Origin of the sequence: Actinocorallia sp. B10E7 (assembly GCF_039871655.1) — a bacterium.
Lineage (GTDB): Bacteria > Actinomycetota > Actinomycetes > Streptosporangiales > Streptosporangiaceae > Actinocorallia.
In genome coordinates this window covers 21,245-40,684 of the sequence record NZ_JBDPLZ010000009.1, presented here as the reverse complement: position 1 = coordinate 40,684, position 19,440 = coordinate 21,245, and the positions used below count along the sequence as shown (strand labels likewise).

Sequence of the window (19,440 nt, the reverse complement as noted above, 5' to 3'; positions counted from 1 at the left end):
CCGACGACAGAGTCGTCAGAGCCCGACCGACGACAGAGTCGTCAGAGCCCGACCGACGACAGAGTCGTCAGAGCCCGACCGACGACAGAGTCGTCAGAGTCCGACCGACGACAGAGTCGTCAACGCCTGACCGGCGGGTTCCCAGAACGCTCCAGGATGTCGTCGGCGACTTCCTTGACCTTGTCGACGGGGATCGCGAACCCGACTCCGATGCTGCCGGTCTCCTCGCCGGTGGTGGCGATGGCGGTGTTGATGCCGACCAGCCGGCCCCGGGTGTCGACCAGCGCTCCCCCGGAGTTGCCGGGGTTGATCGCCGCGTCGGTCTGGATCGTGTCGCGGATGGTCGTGCCGTCGGTCTCGGCGATGGTGCGGCCCAGCGCGCTGACGATGCCGGCGGTCACCGAGCCGTCCAGGCCGAGCGGGCTGCCCATGGCGATCACGGTGTCGCCGACCGAGAGGGAACCGCTGTCTCCCAGGTCCGCCGTCTTCCCGCCGCTCACGTCACGGGCCTTGATCACCGCGAGGTCGTTCTCCGTGCTGGTGCCGACCACCTCGGCCCGGGCGGTGCCGCCGTCGCTGAACTTGACGGTGATCCCGTCCGCGCCCTCGACCACGTGCGCGTTGGTGACGATCACGCCGTCGGAGCCGATCATCACTCCCGAGCCGTTGACCTGGCTGCCGGGCGCGGTCGCGGTGAGGGAGACGACCGAGGGCTGGACGGCGGCGGCGATGGCCGGGATCGAGCGGCTCCGCGACGCCCCGTACACCGAGACGGGACCGGCCGCGGCGGACCGCTCCTGGGTGAGCACCAGCGCGCTCACCGCCCCCGCGGCCCCGCCGGCCAGTGCCAGCGAGGCCGCGGCGGCGAAGGCCGCGAGCTTCTGCCGGACCGTCAGGAGGCCACGGGACCGCTCCGTCCGCGGTGGGCGAGGAGCCTGCTCCTCTTGCTGCCACCACTGCGGAACGCCCTGCTGCGCCTCCATAGAATCCCCCCAGATTCCCCGTCTTGAACAGCCCGGCCCACTCGTGACCGATACAAGAGACAATGCTGGGAAAACGTGAGGAATTCCTTAACCGGCCCTGGCCGAAGGCAGAGAATCCCAGGTGAGAACGGCCGGAGGCCGTATCCCGTCGGGGATACGGCCTCCGGTGAAGAGGGAGAAGATCTACTCTCCGCTCCAGTTGGGCTTGCGCTTCTGGGCGAAGGCCGCGGGGCCCTCCTGCGCGTCCTTGGAGACGAAGACCGGGCCGGAGATCTCGTTCTGCTTGGCCCACATCTCCTCGGGAGACCACTGCGCGGACTCCACGATGATCTTCTTGGTCGCGGCCAGCGCCAGCGGGGCGTTCTCCGCGATCTTCGCGGCCAGCTCCTTGGCGGCCTCCAGAGCCTTGCCGGGCTCGGCGATCCGGTTGACCAGACCGTAGGCGGCCAGCTGCTCCGCGCCGTAGAAGTCACCGGTGAGGGACATCTCCATGGCGATGTGGAACGGGATGCGCTTGGGCAGGCGCATCAGGCCGCCGGCCGCCGCCACCAGGCCGCGCTTGGGCTCGGGGAGCCCGAACTTGGCCTCGGACGAGGCGACGATCATGTCCGTGGCCAGCGCGATCTCGCAGCCGCCCGCCAGGGCGTAGCCCTCGACGGCGGCGATCAGCGGGGTCGCCGGGGGCTTCTCGACGATGCCCGCGAAGCCGCGGCCCTCGACGAAGGGCATCTCGCCCTTGAGGAAGCCCTTGAGGTCCATGCCGGAGCAGAAGGTGCCGCCGGCGCCGGTGATGATGCCGACCGCCAGGTCCTTGCGGCTGTCGAGCACGTCCAGCGCCGCCGCGACGCCCTTGGCCACGTCCGCGTTGATCGCGTTCTTGGCCTCGGGCCGGTTGATCGTGATGACGAGAACGCCGCCATCTTCCTCAGTCAGAACTGCGTCGCTCATGATGACCTACTTCGGCTGGAAGCGGATGCCGCCGTCGAAACGGACGACTTCGCCGTTCATGTAGTCGTTCTCGATGAGAGAACGGACCAAGTGGGCGAACTCCGCCGCGGTGCCCATGCGCTTGGGGAAGGGCACCGGCGCGGCCAGCGTGGCCTTGAACGCCTCGGCGGCCTCGCCCTCGCCGTAGATCGGGGTGTCGATGATGCCCGGGCAGACGGTGTTGACCCGGATGCCGACGGCGGCGAGGTCACGCGCGGCGGGCAGGTTCATGCCGACGATGCCGCCCTTGGAGGCGGAGTAGGCGACCTGGCCGGTCTGGCCCTCGAGGGCGGCGACGGACGCGGTGTTGATGACCACGCCGCGCAGGCCGTCCTTGTCCACCGGCTCGGTGGCCGCGATGGCGGCGGCGCCCAGGCGCATGAGGTTGAAGGTGCCGATCAGGTTGATCTTGATGACCTTCTCGAAGGTGTCCAGCGGGTGCGGGACGTTGCCCTTGCCCACGGTCCGGGTGGCCCAGCCGATGCCGGCGCTGTTGATGACGATGCGCAGCGGCGCACCGGAGTCGACGGCGGCCTGGACCGCGGCCTGGACCTCGGTCTCGTTCGAGACATCGGTCTTGACGAAGATGCCGCCGAGTTCGTCGGCGAGCGCCTTGCCCTTGGCCTCGTTCAGGTCGGCGATGACGACCTTGACACCCTTCGCGGCCAGATCCCGGGCGCAGGCCTCGCCGAGGCCACTCGCACCACCGGAGATGACAGCGGATGCTCCGTTCAGTTCCATAAGCGACACCTTACTAGAGGAAACCGAATGCCGTTCGGCCGATGTTACCCACCGGTCAGAACGAAGAATAGCCACCCCCCCTCTCCTCCCCGCGAACCGCCCTCCCAACCGCGGGACTCAGGGCGCGGGAGGCGTGGGAACCTTCGCGAAACAAGTGGCCGCCGGATCCTCCAGAGAACACCAGCCAGGACGCTTGACCGGAACGTAGCCGGACGGGACACCCCGGCGCGCGATGACGGAACGGTAGGTCGCGACACCGTCCGTGGGGACGCGGCGCAGCTCGCGGTCCTTCTTCACGTCGACCGTGTAGAGGCCGAACCTGGCCCGGTAGGAGCCCCACTCGTAGTTGTCGGTGAGGGACCAGTAGTTGAAGCCCATCACCTTCACCCCGTCCGCCATGGCCCGCTGCACCCAGTACAGGTGGTCCCTGAGGTGCTGGGAGCGGGTGTAGCCGTCCTTGCGGGGCTTGCCGTCGTCCGTGGGCATGCCGGCCTCGACGATGTAGACGGGCAGCTTCGGCAGACGCCGCTGGTAGTTCCTCAGGACGTAGTAGATGCCTTCGGGCTCGGCCTCCACGTCCCAGAACCGGCCCGTGGACGCATGGATGGCGGTGAGGTTCTCGGCGTTGACCCCGTAGTAGTAGTCGACGCCGATGAAGTCGAGCTTGTCCGTCACCTCGTTGAAGACGGCCGCGTCGAAGAGGCCGTTGAGGACCGAACCGTAGGCCACGTTGGTGGAGACCTTCGCTCCCGGATGGATCCGGTGGATCAGGTCGTAGGCCGCGCGGTGCGCGCGGATCAGATGCCTGCTCATCACGGGCACCTGCGAGACCGGCAGGCTCCCTTCGGTGACCTCGTGGAAGATGTACTGGCTCGCCTCGTTGAAGGTGATCCACAGGGTGTCTCCGCCGCCGTAGCGCTTGACGACGAAGCGGACGAACCGCAGCCAGTCCCGGACGGTGCGCTCCTTCTTCCAGGCTCCCCGGTCGTGCACCCAGCCGGGGTGGACCCAGTGGTTCAGCGTGATCATCGGCCGCATACCGTGCGCGCGGACGCGCCGGAAGAGGTCGTCGTAGTAACGGATCTCACGCCAGTCGTACTCGCCCTCGCGCGGCTCGATCCGCGCCCACTCGACGGACGTGCGGAACACGTCGACGCCGAGCTTCGAGGCGAGCCTCAGGTCCTGGGGATACCTGTGTCTGAAGTCGACGGAGTTCCCGTACGCCTCGTGCCCGCGGGCGTACCTCTTCCAGTTGCTGTCGGGCGCGTGCCCCTCGGACTGGAATCCGGAAGTGGCCACCCCCCACAGGAATCCAGGTGGAAACCTCCCGGCTCCGGTGGAGGCGTCCGCGGGAACCGCGACGAGCAACGAGACGAACAGCGCGACGAGGGAAACGAAGGTCCGGCCCACGAGATGGCTCCTTCCGGTGTCCGGAAGGTACGCCGATCTATCCTCGAGTACCACCGTTACGTCCGGTTGCGGCCCCATGCCTCCGCTTCCCGCGGGGTACACCACCCACGTGGACCTGACGCCAGGCGGCAAGGTGGATCTGCGAGGCCGCGCCCTCGGCCCCGAGGAGTGGGCGGCGATCCGCGCCGCCGCCACGGCGCCGGACGGCACGATCCGGCTGGGACGCTGCTGGTTCGAGGACACGGCGATCGAAGGGTTGTCCTTCCACGGCGTCGTCTTCGAAGGAGACGTCTCCTTCGACCGGGCCGGATTCGGTAAGGGCGTGGCCTTCTACCGGGCGGTCTTCGAAGGCAACGTGTCCTTCCGCGAGACGGTCTTCGTCGGGAACGCCTCCTTCCACGAGGCTGTTTTCCGCGGGCACGCCGACTTCTCCGGGGCCCGGTTCGGCGGGGACGCGCTGTTCGGCCACGCGGTCTGGCACCGTGACGCGGACTTCACCGAGGCCGTCTTCCAGAGCGTCGCCGATTTCGACCGCGCCGCCTTCGGGAACGACGCTTTGTTCCGCGACGTCTGTTTCCGCTCGGTGGTCTCCCTACGGCACGCCGAGGTCTCGCGACACCTGCTGCTGAGCCGCGCGCTCTTCCACGACCACGCGTGGATCGGCCCTCTCACGGCGGGCGGCCGGGTCGGGATGGACGCCACGCGATCCTGGCGCCGGCTGCGGGTCTCCGCCCGGGCCCCGGCCGTCACGGCGCGGCGCGCGGCGCTGAACCAGGCCCAGCTCAAGATGCCCGCCGACCTGTCGCGGACCGCCGTCCGGGAGCTCCTTCTGGACGGCGTCGATCCGGACCTCTGCGACTTCGCCGGGGCCCGGATCGACGCGCTGACCGTGCGGGGCGGCCCGGCCGCCGAGGAGCCGCGACGGGCGCGTCGCCCGCTGCTCGCCGCCGCGGGCGCGCTGGCGCTGGTGGTCGTCATCCTCGCGGTGTCCCTGTCGCTACGGCATTTCGACCACACGCCCGCGCATCTGGCTCATCTGCGTCCGTGACTCACCTGCGGAAGGCGTCCACTCCCCGCTTGGCCAGCCAAGAGGCGTAGACGGCCAGGCCGACCAGCCCGACCCTGCGGGTCTGCGGAACGGCGATGGCCGCGCCGAGCGCCAGTTCGGTGACGCCGTTGCGCTGCACCCAGTCGCCGGTGTTCTCGGGGAACAGCGGCCCGGTGATCAGCTCGAACGGTTTGGGGGCGACGAGGTGGGCCAGCCCGGTGACGGCGAGCACGATTCCAGCGTTCCGCAGATCAGCCATATCTCTTCCTTTCGCGAGGAAACCCACCTTATTGGACGCACCGTCTCACCGGGAGTCGAGGGTCCTCTGGATCGCGGCCAGCCGGTCGGCCAGCAGCCCCAGCGCGCCCACCGCACGGATGACCGGATCGTCCTCCGAGCCGCCGAGGGCCAGCGTGCGCAGGTAGCCGGCCTTCACCTCGTTCCAGCGTTCCTTCTGCTCGTCGGTGAGCGTGCCGCGCAGCTCCGCCAGCTTCAGCAGGTTGGCCTCCGCCCCGCTGGTGAGCGTCTGCGCCTCGCCCAGGTAGTGGTCGTCGATCACCGCCTCCAGCTCATCGTCGTTCATCACCGGGACGACCTTCTCGGCCAGCTTGTTCATGTTGCGGTAGCTGCCCTGCAGGAGGAACGGAGGCTCGGTGCGGCTCCCGTCGGACTGCGCGGCCGAGGCGATGTACGCCTGGTTGTTGGCCAGGACGACCTGCTGGACGCGCAGCAGCTTGCGCAGGACGGACACGATCTGGTCCAGCTCCACCCGCGCGTACGGGTGCGAGAGCTGGTCCGGCCGCACGTCCTCGTCGCCGGAGGCCATGCGGACGAGCAGCTCCACGTCCTTCCTGTCGCGGGTCGACAGCGGGGCCAGGACCGGGTTGGAGGTGAGGGAGTTCTCGATGTAGCTGAGCGCGAACAGGCTCTCCCTGCCGGACAGGACGTCGCCGAGGTTCCACACGTCCGCGCGGTTGGCGAGCATGTCGGGGATGCGGAAACGCTGCCCGGACTCGGTGTACGGGTTGCCCGCCATGCAGATCGCGAAGCGCTTGCCACGCATGTCGTAGGTCTTGGTGCGCCCGTTCCAGACGCCCTCGATACGGCGCTGCGCGTCGCACAGGGAGATGAACTTCTGCAGCAGCTCCGGCGAGGTGTGCTGGATGTCGTCCAGGTAGAGCAGGACGTTGCCGCCCATCTCCAGCGCGAAGTTGATCTTCTCGACCTCCTGGCGCGACGTCGCGTCGGGCGCCTCGGCCGGGTCGAGCGAGGTCACCTGATGACCCAGCGAGGGGCCGTTGACCTTCACGAACACCAGGCCGAGCCGCGACGCGACGTACTCCATGAGCGTCGTCTTGCCGTAGCCGGGCGGGGAGATGAGCAGCAGCATGCCCATCTGGTCGGTGCGCTTGGCGTCCCCGGCCGCGCCGAGCTGCTTGGCGAGGTTGTCTCCGATCAGCGGCAGGTAGACCTCGTCCAGCAGCCGGTTGCGGACGAACGCCGACATCACCTTGGGCTGGAACTCGTGGAGACGCAGCCGCGTACGCTCCTTCTCCACCAGCTCGTTACGCCGCTTCTGGTAGGCGCGGAAACCCGGCACCCACTCCTTGTCGAACCTCCCGACACGCGCCAGCAGCTCGTCCAAGCGGATCTCCATCCGCCTTTCCGCGATGCGTGGGTGAACCCCGAGCAGTCCTTCCGCGACGCCCCGGATCGACGCCGAGGAGTCCTGACGTTCCAGAGACGGGCACAGTTCCAGCGCCACGGCCTCGGCCAGGTCGTCGTCCGGCAGCCCCTGGGCGGCGGCGTAGGCGGCCAGCCAGGCCGAGACGAGCTGGATGCGCTCCCGCAGCCCGCTCAGACCGCGCAGGTCCTGGTCGTAGTCGCCGCGGCGCGGACCCAGGGCACGGCGGAAGCCGTCCACCAGATCCCGGGCGGTCCTACTCGTGACGAAGCCGGGCGAGGCCAGTTCCTCGACTAGGTACTCCCCCGCCAGCGCCGCGTCATCGCCGTGCCCGAAAGCCGCGATGGACTCGGAGAGCTCACAGGACAGCGCGGTCAGAGCCGGAGTAGTGCCGAAGAGCTCCCGGGCGCGCGACAGCGAGGCCGCCCGCGTACGCCAGGCGCTACGGCTCTGCTCATCGGTACCGTGCGTCCAGAAGATCTGGGCCGTGGCACGCGCGGAAGACGGGTAGCGCAGCAGCCCCGCACCTTCACGCAGGCGGACGAGCACCTCCAGGATCACGGCGGCATCGTGGTCGTGCACACCCCGCTCGTAGCCCTCGTCGTAACGCTCGGCCGCGGCCTTCTGCACGGCCTCCGCCAGGCCGTCGGTCGTCCGGACCTCGTCCAGGAGGGTGGCCGCCAGGTACTCCGCCCGGTACACGTCCCGGTTCTCCGAGACGAGCGAATGCGACCAGTACGGGCGCGTGGACTCGAACTCCGGGTCCAGGACGGGGCTGCGGTAGTCGGTGCCCGTGACGGTGAACGCCAGCCGGTCCTCGAACGGGACAAGGGTCAGCTCGGCGGGCTGGGTGTTGACCGCGAACCTGTGGCGTCCCAGCTTGATGGTGTCGCCGTCGAAGAGGTCCAGCCTGTCGCGCAGGGCCCGTCCGGCCTCCTGGCGCGCGGTCTTGACCCGGCCTTCCAGTTCCTCGGCCCGGACCTGGTCGCCGAGCTCACGCAGCTCGTCGGCGGTGGCGCGGAGCTTGGCGACCATCGGGTCGGTCGCGAAGTAGGTGTTGACCTCGTCCAAGGACGACAGGCCCGCCACCCGCCGCGCCACACCGCCCAGGATCCGGTCGGCGGACGCCACGAGCCGGTCCGCGCGGCGCGTCCACTCGTCCAGGAGCGCCTGCTTGCGCGAGGAGAACGCCTCGTAGACGTCCTCTCTCTTGACCTCCAGCTCGGCGAGGTGGTCGTCGAACTCCGCGAACCGTGACTCCAGCGACTCCAGCTGGAGCAGCAGCTTGCCGAGCTGCTCGTCGCACTGCTCGGGGGTGCCCGCCGCCGCCAGCGCGGCGGTGATGGCCTGGCCGAGCAGCGCGAACTCGGCGGCGAACGCGGCCCTGCCCTCGGCCGAGAGCAGCTCCCGGCGGCGGCCGTCCAGGGTGGCGCGGGCCCGGTTGACCCCGCCGAGCACCTCGCCGATCCGGGTGAGGATCCCGGTGCGGACGGTCGCGTCGCCGATGTCGAGCGAGCCGACGATCTCGGTGACGGTCTCCAGCGCGGCGGCCTGCTCGGCGAGCTTGTCCTTCACCGGCTCGGCCTCGGCCACCTTGCGGATCTGCGACGCCTCTTCGACCAGTGCCTCGACCGTGGTCCGGTAGCCGTCGAAGGCGTCCGGGCGGCCCAGGAAGGCCACCGCGCGTTGGGCGGCCGCCTCCAGGTCCCCGGTGAGCCCCTCGGCGAGCGCGTCGAGCCGCTCCAGGTCGGCGTAACGCATCTCCCGCAACGTCACCAGGTGCCCCTGGTGGGCGCGGAGGGCGGCCAGCTGGCGCACCCACTCGTCCGCCGAGGCCGGCATCTCGCCGCGTACCCGGCGCACCAGCGCGGTGATCTCGGTGGCCGCCTTCTCGACGGCCTCCGCCGCCTGCGCGGTGAGCGTCTGGACGGACTCGAACTCGTCCAGCACCTGCCCGGCGGTGTTCCGGACTGCCGCCAGAGGTTCGGCCAGGCCGTGCTCACCCAGCCAGTGGTAGTGGTCGAAGGCTCTGCTGCAAGCCGCCATCAGCGCCTCGAACACCGGCACGGAAGGAGCCATCTCGCCGACCATGCGCGACACCGAAAGGCAGTCCGAGATACCCCGTACCAGGTCGGCGTTGCCGATCTTCTCCAGCGGCCCGGTGCCCGCCGGGGCGCTCTCCTCGGACTTGAACGGCGTCTGCCACACCTGCATCGGGTGCGAGCGGGTCGGCTCGTCGGAGTCGGCGCGGAAGACGATCAGCGTGCCGTCGTCGAAGAGCGAGTAGCCGTGGCAGCCGAGCGGCGTCGCGACCTCTTTGCGGATCACGTTGTACGGCAGCAGCAGCCAGCGGCCTTCCGCACGCGCGTGGAAGACGTACATGACGTCTTCGCCGTTGCCGGAGCGGATGACCCGCTCGTACTCCAGGTCGTCGGTGACGGTGTCGAAGGTCTTGGCGGTGCCCGTCTCCAGGTAGTAGCCGCCGGGGAAGATGATCCCGTGGTCCTCCGGCAGCCGCCGGCACGCCTGCCCGATGCCGTCCAGCCGCAGCACTTCCCTGGTGCGTGTGTTGAAGACCAGGTGGCGGACGACCGTCTCGTTGTAAGGGCGGATCCGCAGCAGGATCAGAGCCCCCACCCGGGCGTAGGAGATGTCGGCGTCCGCGAGCGACTGCAGCGGCTCGTCGACGGGCTCGCTGTAGACGCCCTCGCCGGTCTCCGTGTTGTTCTCGATCTTGACGGTGAGGTCGCCGCCGACGGTCTCGACGAACACCTCCCCCTCGATCGACACGTGCGGGTGCTCGCCCAGGACGTGGTCGGCGCGGGTCGTCTTGGTCCACTCGAAGTCGAACGGCGGGGGGAACACATGGTCCCTCTCGCCCCGGTTGTCGAGGTAGCTCCCGTCGGCGGCCCAGCGCAGGACCCGCTGGTCCGTGCCCGTCTGGAAGACCGCCAGCAGCTTGCCGTCCACGACCCGCAGCTGCATGAGGCGGGCGTCCCGGTAGTACCGGTACAGGTCCCCGAAATCCTTGACGAACGCCGGGTCCTCCAAGAACGGCGCGGTCTCGTCCGTGAAGCTGAACGTGTCCCCGTCATGGACGAACCGGTGCGCCGAGAACACGTCCGAGACCGTCGTCTCCGGCTTCATGCCGATGAAGACGTTGTAGCCGAACAGCATCAGCCCGCCGAACGCGACGGCGTCACGCGGCACGCAGTTGTTGGCGGTCCGGATCCGCTCGGTGCCCACGAGCCGGAGCTCCGAGCCGCCGAACACCTCCAGGCGGGAGGCGTTCAGCGACTCGGCGCGCTCCTTGAGCTCGGCGGCCTGCGCCGTCAGCCGGGACCTCAGTACCTCGTAGGTCCCGGCGTCCAGCTCACTCACTTGGCGGCCTTCCCGTTGACCCGCTCGAGGACGTCGCCGACCAGCCCGGTGACCAGCTCGCCGGTCAGCGGGGCGTTCTCGACGACGGCGTCCATGCTCTTGCCGAGCGCGATCGAGCCGACGAGCTTGTCGAAGAAGACGCTGTCGCCGCCGACGATGTTGATGTCGGCGTTCTCCAGGCCCTTGGACACGACGCTCGCCTGGGCCTGCGCGATGTCGCGCTGGATCTCCAGGCCGGCCATGCGCACGTCCCGCTCGGCCTCCAGGGTGAGGCGGAACTCCTCGTGGCCGCGACTGGCCTCGGTGAGCGCGGCCATCGCGGCGGCCTTCTCGGTGAGGCCCTCGGCCTCGCCCTTGAGCTTCTCGCGCAGCGCGTCCGCGCCGGCCAGCGCCTTCTCGCGCTCGGCGACCGCCTCGGCGCGGCCGAGCTGCTCGGTCGCCTCGGCCAGCGCCAGGCCCTTCTCGCGCTCGGCGACCGCCTCGGCGCGGCCCTGCTTCTCGAACGCCTCGGCTTCCGCCAGGGCCTTCTCCCGCAGCACGGCGGCCTCGGCGCGGCCCTGCTTCTCGACGGCCTCGGCGTCCCGCTCGCGGACCTGGACGTCGGCCAGGCCCTTGGCGGCGGCCTCGGCCTGCTTGCCCTCGGCGAGGCGGATCATGGCGCGGGCCTCGAGGTCGGCCGCCTGCTGGCGGGACTCGGCCAGGATCAGCGCCTCGCGGGCCTTGAAGGCCGCGGCCTGCTCGGCGGCCTCGGCGGCCTTGATGTCCTTGACGAGGTTCTCCTGGGCCTCGGCCTCGGCCGCGATGATGGCGGCCTGGCGCATGCGCTCGGCCTCCTCCACGACCTGGAGGCGCTTGATGTTCTCCTCCTGCTCGACCACGGTCTTCTCGACCGCGACGCGCTCGCGGACGACCTCGGCGATGTCGCGCTTCTCGGCCTCGACCTCCTTGTCCTTGGAGATCTTGGACAGTTCGGTGGCCCGGTCCCGGGCGATCACCTCGAGCTGGCGGTCCTTCTCGATGCGCTCGGCCTCGATGGCCATCACCCGGCGCTTGTTGAGCTCGGCGACGGCGATCTCCCGCGCCTTGTTCTCCTCCTGGATGCCCAGCTGCTCCTCGGTGCGCAGCTCGGCGGCCTGTGCCCGCAGCCGCTCCTCGGCCACGACCCGCGCGGTCTCGGCCTCCTCACGGGCCCTGACCGTCTCGATCTCGCGCTTCTGCCGGATCTCCGCGTCGGCCTGGCGCCGCTCCAGCTCCAGGATGGCCTCCCGGGCGTCCACGTCCTGCCGGGTGATCTCCTTCTCCTCGCTGCGCTGGAACTCGTTGGTGCGCACGTGCTCGATCGCGGTGAGCTCGGTGATCTTCCGGATGCCCTGGGCGTCAAGGATGTTGCGGCTGTCGAGCTGGCCGACCGGAGTCTGCTCCAGGTAGTCGATGGCCGCGTCCTCGAGGCTGTAGCCGTTGAGGTCGGTGCCGATGACCGCGATGATCTGGTCGCGGAACTCGTTGCGCTTGGTGTAGAGGTCGACGAAGTCGAGCTGCTTGCCGACGGTCTTCAGCGCCTCGGAGAACTTGGCGCTGAACAGCTCCTGCAGGGTGTCCTGGGACGAGGCACGGGCGGTGCCGATCGCCTGGGCGACCTTCACGACGTCCTCGACGGTCTTGTTCACCCGGACGAAGAACGTGATGCGGATGTCGGCGCGGATGTTGTCCTGGCAGATCAGCCCTTCACGCCCGGTGCGCGCGATCTCGATGGTCTTCACCGAGATGTCCATGAACTCGGCCTTGTGCAGGACCGGGAGGACGACCGCCCCGGTGAAGGTCACGTCGACCCTCTTGACCTTCGAGATGATCAGGGCCCTGCCCTGCTCGACCTTGCGGAACAGCCGGCTGATGACGAAGACGACGCCGATGACGATGAGGAGGACGACTCCTATCAGCACCAGCAGGCCGGTCGATACTGCATCCAATTCAAAGGCCCTTCCTGTGGGGGTCGAGCGCGGCGTCGTAGGGCATCACCCAGAAGAACTCGCCGTCCGCGTCGTAGTCGAAGATCAAGGCGGTGCCGCCGGCGACGAACTCGTCGTCGCCCTGCCTGCGCACCTGGACCAGAGCCGAGGAGCCGTCCTCGGAGTGCACCTCGGCCTGTCCGAAGTGCTCGGTGACGGTGCCGGTCCTGATCACGCACATCCGGCCGATGAAGTCGTGGCGCGAGGGCACCTTCGGCTCGGGCAGCACGTACCGCAGGGGATTGATCAGCAGCCGGGTGGCCAGCCAGCCCCCGGCCAGCGCGGCGGGCACCACCAGCAGGTCCAGCGGACCGCCGTCCCAGGGCAGTTCGTCCAGGAACGCATAGCCCGACAGGCACAGGAACCAGGTGAACGCGACGAACAGCGAGATCACGAAGGACGAGGGGATGCCGCGCAGTCCCAGCGCGCCGAGCAGGTCGGTGTCGGTCTCCAGCAGGTCGAGTCCCACGATCGCCAGCACCCAGTAGCACACGACCAGCACCAGGAGCACGGTGAAGACCACGGTCGGCGGGGCCAGCACGATGTCGAGGAACTCGTTCACGCCCCCTCAGACGCGAACCCAGTCAATCCGGTTCATTTCTATTCGAGCTCGGTGACCTGGCCCTGCTCCACGTGAAGCCTGCGGGTGGTGTGCACGGCCTCCAGCATCCGCCGGTCGTGGGTGACCAGAAGCAGCGTGCCCGGGTAGTGCGCGAGCGCCGACTCCAGCTGCTCGATCGCGGGAAGGTCCAGGTGGTTGGTGGGTTCGTCCAGGACGAGCAGGTTCACCCCGCGCGACTGGAGCAGGGCCAGGGCCGCCCTGGTGCGCTCCCCCGGCGACAGGGTGACGGCCGGGCGCACGACGTGCGAGGCCTTGAGGCCGAACTTGGCCAGCAACGTCCGGACGTCCTCGGGTGTCAGCTCGGGGAGGTGGCGCTGGAAGGCGTCCAGCAGCGGCTCGTCCGACTCGAAGAGCCGCCTGGCCTGGTCCACCTCGCCCACGACCACGCCGGGACCGAGGTGGACGGTGCCCTCGACGGGCTCCAGACGGCCCAGGAGCGCGGCGAGCAGCGTGGACTTGCCCGCCCCGTTGGGCCCGGTGATGGCGACCTTCTCCGCCCAGCCGATCTCCAGGTTCACCGGGCCGAGCGTGAAGTCGCCGAGCCGCACCACGACCTCGCGCATCGTCGCCGTGACGGCGCCCGACCGGGGGGCCGCGGCGATCTCCATGCGCAACTCCCACTCCTTGCGGGGCTCGGGGACCTCCTCCAGCCGCTCGAGCGCGCGTTCCGTCTGACGGGCTTTGGCCGCCTGCTTCTCGCTCGTCTCCCCGCGGAAATTCGCGACGAACTTGTCGTTGTCGGTGGCCTTGCGCCGGGCGTTCCTGACGCCCTTGTCCATCCACGCCCGCTGGGTGCGCGCCCGCTCCTTGAGCGCGCCGACCTTGCCGGCGTACTCCTCGTACTCGGCGCGGGCGTGCTGCCGGGCGATCTCCCGCTCGGCCAGGTAGGACTCGTAGCCGCCGCCGTAGACGTTGACCTGCTGCTGCGGCAGGTCCAGCTCGACGATCCGGTCGACCGTGCGGGCCAGGAACTCCCGGTCGTGGCTGACCAGGACGGTCGCCGCGCGCAGGCCCGTGACGAAGCGCTCCAGCCTGGCCAGGCCGTCCAGGTCGAGGTTGTTGGTGGGCTCGTCCAGCAGGAAGACGTCGTAGCGGCTGAGCAGCAGGCTCGCCAGGCCCGCGCGGGCCGCCTGCCCTCCCGACAGCGAGGTCATCTCCTGGTCGAGGCCGACCTCCAGACCCAGGTCGGCGGCGACCTCCTCGGCCCGCTCCTCCAGGTCCGCGCCGCCCAGCGCCAGCCAGCGCTCCAGCGCGGCCGAGTACTCCTCGTCCGCGCCGTGCGCTCCCGCGCCGAGCCGCTCGGTGGCCGTGTCGAACGCCAGCTGCGCCTGCGCCACACCCGTGCGGCGGGCCAGGAACTCCCCGACGGTCTCGCCCGGACGCCGCTCCGGCTCCTGCGGCAGGTAGCCGACCACCGCGTCGGCGGGGCTGACCTGGACGCTGCCCTCCTCGGGGGCGAGCAGCCCGGCCAGGACCTTCAGAAAGGTGGACTTGCCCGCGCCGTTCGGGCCGACCAGGCCGATCACGTCACCGGGCGCGATCACCAGTCCGAGCCCCTCGAACAACGCCCGGTCCCCGTAGCCCGCCGCCAGGTCCTTCACTACGATCGTCGCGCTCACCCCCGTACGCTACCCGCGTGCGCCCTCCACCTCCCACTCGTTCTCCTCGTCCTCCCGCCTGGCGATGGCCCGGATCTCCCGCGAGGTGCTCCGCGAGTGGGCGATCGCTTTGGCCAGCTCCTCCTCGGCGTCCTCGCCCCGCTGGGCCTGCTCCAGCGCGCGCAGCACCTTGAACAGGCTGGAGCCGAGCCGGTCGCGCAGGTGCAGCCCGAACCGGGCGCGCTCCTTGGCGACGTTGACGGCCGCCAGGTGGGTGCGGGCCTCGCGCAGTTCCTCGGCCAGCCGGGGCAGCAGCAGCGCGGCGAAGATCAGCATCTGCCCGTAGACGTCGGTGAGGAAGGCGATCAGCAAGGGCACCACCGCGCCCGGCGACCAGAACGGGTCGGGCAGCGGGCCCGCCGCCGTCCCGGCCGCCGCGCACAGGAGGCCCAGCGCCAGACCCGTCCGGCCCGGCAGGAAGAAGAGGATCGCGCCGCCGGCCACGAACGTCTCGCTCCACAACGTCCAGCCGAGCGGTTCTGGAAGGATCGAAAGGGCGGCCAGCACGACCAGCCCCGCGGCCACCGGGGGCCTGCGGGCGGCGCCCAGCCACAGCAGCAGCCCGTAGACCGCCGCGTCGAACCCCAAGGTGACCAGTACCTGGACGGTGTCGAACTGCCGCCATGTCCCCGGATACAGGTAGGTGAGGGCCGACATGCACAGGCTCATGGTGAGCAGGGGCGCAAGCCTGTCCCAGTGGGGTGCGCGGCGTCCCCGCCGCCGTCCGGGCAGGGTGGCGGTGAGCGTGAACTCACCGTCCTTCAGATGGGCGGCGACACCTCCTTTCAGGGGCGCGAGCCTCGCCTGGAGCCCTTTCAGACCCGACCCCGGAGGCCGCGGGGAGAGCACCGCGCCGTCGTTGACGATCCGCACGCCCGTCGCCGAGGCCTCGATACGGCAGGTGCCGGCCTTGCTGTGGCGCAGGACGTTGGTGACCCCTTCACGCAGCACGTAGGCGAGGGCTTCGTCCGCCTCGCCCACCGGGATGTCTTTGACATCGACCTTCGCGTCCACCCCTGCCCATTCCAGGGCCTCTTTCGCGGAGGCGGCCTCCGCGGCCAGCGAGGTGATCGGCGTCCCGTCCGCCACCGTCCGCACCGAGGCCAGCGCCTGCTCGACCAGCTCGTGCGCCGTCCGCAGCTCATCCTCCGCGTTCCCCCGGCGAAGGGCCCGCAACGCCACTTCCAGACGGATGACGATGACCGTCAGGCTGAACCCCAGGAGGTCGTGGACGTCCCGCCGTACCCGCCCCCGCTCGTCCTGCACGATCGCCTCGGAGGCCTCCCGGCGGGTGGTGTGGACGCGATGCATGACCCGGGCCAGCCTCGACACCACGTACACCTGGACGCCCACCCCGATGTTGTTCAGCAGCCAGTAGGCGACGTGCTCCTCCCTGCCCCGCCCGAACGCGTTCCCCGGCCAGAAGAAGAAGTCCACGCAGACGGACACCGCGAAGAGCGCGACGACCGCCCCCCACCGCCACCGCCCCCGGAACAGCAGCAGCGTGCTGGCCATCGGATAGCCGGTGTTGGTCTGGAGGTGCATCGGCGTGAGCACGGGACCGAAGCACAGCAGCAGATCGAGCCCGTACAACCACCACCGGCGCCGCCTCCGCAGTTCCGTGAACCGCGGCAGCGAGACGAACACCTGCAGCACCGACGCGAGGAGGAGCGCCGTGCCCCAGACGAGGAAGGGCCACCCTGTCTCCCCGAGCCCCCGCTTGGAGAACATCAGGTTCCCCAGCACCCCGAGCACCGCCAGGAAGGCAAGGTTGAGCAGCACGAGCCGTTCGGCCGTCCGCACCCTGCCCATCCGCCCTCCTCAGAGGGCCCGATCTTAAACGCGTCCCCTGGGAAGGGTCATTCTTTATTCCGCGTCCTCCCTGCGGCCTCCGCCTCGGGGAGGCCCAAGGGGTGTTCAGTCCTGACGGCACCGCCAGGCTGCGGGGGTGTGACCGGGACGCGGGCGTATGTCCTGCCCGGTCGTCTGGGACCGAGTCCCGGACGGCGGGGAGGAAGTCCCTGGCTTACGGGACTGAGGAGATGGGAGGCTCTGCGCCGAGTGGACCGGGTGATGATCGTCCGATCATCTGATCATGGGGGCTGACATGTTCGTCAAGGGTGCTCGTCTCGTCGTCGTGGGCGCGGTCGCCGCCGCGGGGATCGCGGCCGCCTCGCCCGCCGAGGCCAAGGCCACCCGATGCGTGCTCGGGAAATGGTCGCTGACCTCGTACACGTCGGTGGCCCGGGGAAAGCTCCAAGGCGAGTCGTTCAATCACACGACCCACGGGCTGGAAAGAACGAAGCTGACGATCACCAAGACGTCGATCTCGTACAACTTCGACCAGTCCATGCGCGCTGACACCAGAGGAACGTCGAGCGCGAAGCCCTGGCAGGAGTGGGCCGAATACGGAGGGAAGCTCAACGTCAAGGCGACGGTGAAGGGGTCCACGAAGGGGTCGGTGAAGGTGAAACGGAAGACCGCCACCGGAGGCGGCTGGTACGTGCAGACCATCTTCATCCAGTCGCAGAAGATCGACCTCGGCCCCTGGAACCTCGCCAAGGAGCACAAGGAGGGCGCATGGAACGAGGTCACGCCGTTCTCCTCGTCGTTCACCTGCAAGGGCAAAACGCTCAGGATGGAGTCCAAGGCGGGAATCAACGGGAGCTCCACCAAGGTCACCCGGATCTTCACCCGGATCTGAGGGCCATCGCTGCTGCCGGGCGCCGAGCGGAATGATCCGGCCTCGCGGAATCCGCCTCCGGAACAGGAATGCACGCCGTCAACCGGACCCTCCTTCCGGGCGGATCGACGTGACGGCGTCCGGGGCCGTCCAGTCGACGCGCCACGGGGAGAGGCGGGGGAACCACAGCTGGTCCGACCAGAAGCCGCCCTGCAGCCCGGCTCTCCGCGCGAGGTCCTGGAGCTCGCGGGTCTCCGACGGAGGAGCACCGCCCTCGTATATCTCGTAGAGGTGCAGGCGCCAGTTGCTGAGCGCGCTGCTGCACACCTCGGCGTCCCCGTGCTCGACGGCCCACTCGACCGCCAGGGCCGACTGGTGCTTCATGCTCTCGAGCGCCTGGTGCCGGTCCGTGGCCAGCGACGCCAGGTAGGCGCCGAGGAGCGCGTAGCACGCCGAGTCCCTGCCGCCGATCTGGCCGCTCTCGAGGCAGTGCACCCACAGCTCGGATTCCGGCGGCGTCCTGCCCGTCCAGAGCGCGTGCGCCTCCCCGTGCCGCTTCTGGGAGACCAGCGCGTACAGCAGGCCGAGGGCGTGCTTGGCGACGAGGAACGCGTCGACCCGGCCCGACGCGTGGAAGCCGGCGAGCGCCGCCCGGTGTTTCTCCTCCGCTTCGTCCGGCCTGTTCTCCCAGAGCAGGGCGTCGATCTTCTCGCCGCGCCGGCAGGCCGCGTCGAACTCGCTCTCCGGCGGGGTCTCCGGCTCCTTCGGCGCGGCGTCGAGACCGAAACGCTCCTTCAGGAACATGTAGATCTTGAAGTCGGCGGCGTACCGGGGGTCGAGGTAGACGACGTGCTCCTCGTCCCCCGCCCAGATCTCGACGGGGCCGTGCCCGTATCCGGCGCGTCCCGCCGCCCAGTGGGCGCGGTCGATCCGCTCCGGGTCGACGGGCAGGTGCCTGCGGAGGAACTCCAGGTCGGCGCCCGTGTAGGGCGGCGGGCTGTCGAAGTACGACGGGTGGGACTCCTTCATCTTCCGCAACCCGGCCCGGCCCCGTTCCGCGGTGTCGGGATCGCCGCTTTCGGCGGCCCGCCGGAAGAGCTCCTCGGCCTCGCCGAGCCGTCCCTGCTCCAACTCCAGGTTCCCCAGGTTGATCAGCGCCTTACGGCCGTGCTCGTGGTGACCGCTTTCGACCGCCCGCCGGTACAGCTCCCGCGCCGTCTCCGTCTCGCCCTGCCTTCTCTCGAACGCCGCGCGGTTGAACAACGCCTGCGGCGCGTGGTCGGGATGCCCGCTGTCGATCGCCTTCTGGAACGCGGCGCGCGCCTCGCCGGGCCGCCCGTCCATCGCTTCGAGCACCGCCAGGTTGCCCCAGGCCTTCGGGCCCACCTCGGCGTCCCCGGAGGCCGCGGCCAGCTCGAACGCCGCCCGCGCCTCGATCGTCCGGCCGAGGTTCCGTTCGAGCGCCCCCAGCAGGAACGCCGCCTCGGCCGCCTCCCGGCCCGTCTCCCGGATGACGGAGCCCCGGTACACCTCGCGAGCCCGCTCAGGCTCCCTGACGGCGTCTTCCGGAGTCACGGCGACCACCTCTCACCAGCACGGAACATCCTCCGGGATCTTCCTATCACCGCCGGATGCCCGCCATTTCGGTTGTCCACAGCCTGTCCCAGGATCCCGTCCGCCCTCTCTGGGCTACCGTGGTGTCCGGCTCCTGACCGACCCGGCGAGAAGGACGGCGCCATGACGGCCGAACAGATCCACCAGGCCGACCCGGACGACCACGACGTCATCCACCGCGCCGGTGAGGCCGTCGCCGTCGTCGTCCCCATGGACGAATACCTCCGCCTGCGCGCCCTCGCCCGCCTCGGCCTGCCCGCTCGGTGATCCGCCGCACCGTCCTGTACGAGGAAGCCGTCGTCGTGGCCATGTCCCGCTACCTCGACGACCACCCCGGCCTCACCCAGGCCATGAACGCCATCGACGGCCTGGCCGACCAGGCGAGTGCGACGGCGACCGCAACCGAAACGATCAGGGCGGGAGCCGGAAACCGGCTCCCGCCCTGATCAGGTGGTGGGTCGCGTGGGATTCGAACCCACAACCTACGGATTAAAAGTCAATTCGAGGAATTGCCGGACACTGATGGATAGCGCCAGCGGCGCGCGTTTGCGCTGGTAGACGCGCTAACCGGTTGCCGGATGGTGCCGGACTCGATCGCGACCGCCGGTCGGGTACGGAACGCG

At 69.8% G+C, this 19,440-nt stretch carries 15 protein-coding genes; 4 read left to right on the top strand and 11 right to left on the bottom strand.

Annotation, left to right across the window (positions count from 1 at the left end):
• Positions 1 to 119: 119 nt before the first annotated feature.
• The 4 genes from ABGB12_RS26965 to ABGB12_RS26950 form a co-directional block, all read right to left on the bottom strand.
• On the bottom strand, positions 120 to 983 hold the full coding sequence (locus ABGB12_RS26965) for a trypsin-like peptidase domain-containing protein (RefSeq protein WP_347682266.1): 864 nt from the start codon (positions 981 to 983) through the stop codon (positions 120 to 122).
• A 183-nt stretch (positions 984 to 1,166) separates the two neighbouring features.
• Positions 1,167 to 1,931, bottom strand: a complete 765-nt coding sequence (locus ABGB12_RS26960; protein ID WP_347682265.1) for a crotonase/enoyl-CoA hydratase family protein — start codon at positions 1,929 to 1,931, stop codon at positions 1,167 to 1,169.
• 6 nt (positions 1,932 to 1,937) lie between these two features.
• Complete coding sequence (locus tag ABGB12_RS26955; protein WP_347682264.1) at positions 1,938 to 2,711, bottom strand: SDR family oxidoreductase; 774 nt, start codon at positions 2,709 to 2,711, stop codon at positions 1,938 to 1,940.
• A gap of 117 nt (positions 2,712 to 2,828) precedes the next feature.
• Positions 2,829 to 4,121 (bottom strand): family 1 glycosylhydrolase, encoded by a 1,293-nt coding sequence (locus tag ABGB12_RS26950; protein WP_347682263.1) that lies wholly within the window; start codon positions 4,119 to 4,121, stop codon positions 2,829 to 2,831.
• Positions 4,122 to 4,230: 109 nt separating this feature from the next.
• Here ABGB12_RS26950 and ABGB12_RS26945 point away from each other — a divergent pair, with 109 nt between their 5' ends.
• Positions 4,231 to 5,169, top strand: coding sequence for a pentapeptide repeat-containing protein (locus tag ABGB12_RS26945; RefSeq protein ID WP_347682262.1), 939 nt, complete (start codon positions 4,231 to 4,233; stop codon positions 5,167 to 5,169).
• Position 5,170: 1 nt separating this feature from the next.
• Here the strand turns inward: ABGB12_RS26945 and ABGB12_RS26940 are convergent, their stop codons facing one another.
• From ABGB12_RS26940 to ABGB12_RS26915, 6 genes are read right to left on the bottom strand one after another with little or no spacing between them, the layout of a single operon-like run.
• Positions 5,171 to 5,428 carry a hypothetical protein gene (locus tag ABGB12_RS26940; protein ID WP_347682261.1) on the bottom strand — a complete coding sequence of 86 codons (258 nt, stop codon included), beginning with the start codon at positions 5,426 to 5,428 and terminating at the stop codon, positions 5,171 to 5,173.
• Positions 5,429 to 5,473: 45 nt separating this feature from the next.
• Positions 5,474 to 10,234 carry a DNA repair ATPase gene (locus ABGB12_RS26935; RefSeq protein ID WP_347682260.1) on the bottom strand — a complete coding sequence of 1,587 codons (4,761 nt, stop codon included), beginning with the start codon at positions 10,232 to 10,234 and terminating at the stop codon, positions 5,474 to 5,476.
• Positions 10,231 to 12,201, bottom strand: a complete 1,971-nt coding sequence (locus tag ABGB12_RS26930) for a flotillin family protein (RefSeq protein ID WP_347682259.1) — start codon at positions 12,199 to 12,201, stop codon at positions 10,231 to 10,233. The genes ABGB12_RS26935 and ABGB12_RS26930 overlap by 4 nt, the downstream gene beginning before the upstream one ends.
• 1 nt (position 12,202) lies before the next feature.
• Entirely contained in the window at positions 12,203 to 12,802 is a 600-nt protein-coding gene (locus ABGB12_RS26925) for a hypothetical protein (protein WP_347682258.1), read from the bottom strand.
• Between the two features lie 38 nt (positions 12,803 to 12,840).
• On the bottom strand, positions 12,841 to 14,481 hold the full coding sequence (abc-f, locus tag ABGB12_RS26920; RefSeq protein ID WP_347682257.1) for a ribosomal protection-like ABC-F family protein: 1,641 nt from the start codon (positions 14,479 to 14,481) through the stop codon (positions 12,841 to 12,843).
• A gap of 9 nt (positions 14,482 to 14,490) precedes the next feature.
• Positions 14,491 to 16,332 (bottom strand): histidine kinase, encoded by a 1,842-nt coding sequence (locus ABGB12_RS26915; protein ID WP_347682256.1) that lies wholly within the window; start codon positions 16,330 to 16,332, stop codon positions 14,491 to 14,493.
• 283 nt (positions 16,333 to 16,615) lie between these two features.
• Between ABGB12_RS26915 and ABGB12_RS26910 the strand changes: the two genes are divergently transcribed.
• Complete coding sequence (locus ABGB12_RS26910; protein WP_347682255.1) at positions 16,616 to 17,224, top strand: hypothetical protein; 609 nt, start codon at positions 16,616 to 16,618, stop codon at positions 17,222 to 17,224.
• Positions 17,225 to 17,302: 78 nt separating this feature from the next.
• Here the strand turns inward: ABGB12_RS26910 and ABGB12_RS26905 are convergent, their stop codons facing one another.
• Positions 17,303 to 18,778, bottom strand: a complete 1,476-nt coding sequence (locus tag ABGB12_RS26905) for a tetratricopeptide repeat protein (RefSeq protein ID WP_347682254.1) — start codon at positions 18,776 to 18,778, stop codon at positions 17,303 to 17,305.
• A 162-nt stretch (positions 18,779 to 18,940) separates the two neighbouring features.
• On the opposite strand from ABGB12_RS26905, the gene ABGB12_RS26900 reads away from it, so the two are divergent.
• Both ABGB12_RS26900 and ABGB12_RS26895 read left to right on the top strand, forming a co-directional pair.
• A complete protein-coding gene (locus ABGB12_RS26900) occupies positions 18,941 to 19,084 on the top strand; it encodes a hypothetical protein (RefSeq protein ID WP_347682253.1) in 144 nt (47 codons plus the stop codon).
• Entirely contained in the window at positions 19,081 to 19,263 is a 183-nt protein-coding gene (locus ABGB12_RS26895; RefSeq protein WP_347682252.1) for a hypothetical protein, read from the top strand. Before ABGB12_RS26900 ends, ABGB12_RS26895 begins: the two co-directional genes overlap by 4 nt.
• Positions 19,264 to 19,440: the final 177 nt, after the last annotated feature.